The organism is Streptomyces atratus (genome assembly GCF_014648655.1).
Lineage (GTDB): Bacteria > Actinomycetota > Actinomycetes > Streptomycetales > Streptomycetaceae > Streptomyces > Streptomyces atratus.
On sequence record NZ_BMRN01000241.1, the window covers coordinates 1 to 514 of the forward strand.

Here is a 514-nt window from a genome sequence, read left to right on the forward strand (position 1 = left end):
TGCGCGGGGTCGCCGGTGGCCATGAACCGCAGTCGCCCCTCGCTCATCGCGCTGAGGTCCGGGGCGCTGGGGCCGGGCGTGTTCTCGTGGATGGCGCAGTAGATGGGCGAGACGACCAGCAGCGGGGTGGTGGGGTGGCCGTCGCGGATGGTGTCGAGGAAACCGTGGACGGCCGGGCCGAACGCGCGCAGCCGCATCAGGTCGGCGTTGACGAGGTTGATGCCGATCTTGATGCTGATCAGGTCGGCGGGGGTGTCGCGCATGGTGCGGGCGGTGAACGGGTCGAGCAGGGCGCTGCCGCCGAATCCCATGTTGACCAGCTCCACCGTGCCCAGAGCGGCGGCCAGGGCGGGCCAGGTCCCGGTTGGGGTGGTGGCGTTGGAGCCGTGGCTGATCGAACTGCCGTGGTGCAGCCAGACCTTGTGGCCGTTGGGCGGGGGTGTGTGGACGGGGGCGTTGGTGCGCAGGGCGGCCAGCTGGGTGGTCTCGTCGTGCGGCAGCCAGATCTCGACGT

Annotated in this window: 1 protein-coding gene; it reads right to left on the reverse strand. The window is 71.0% G+C overall.

Annotated elements, in window-relative coordinates:
• A partial coding sequence (locus IEZ15_RS44300; RefSeq protein WP_308427530.1) for an SGNH/GDSL hydrolase family protein occupies window positions 1-514 on the reverse strand: 514 nt, incomplete at both ends.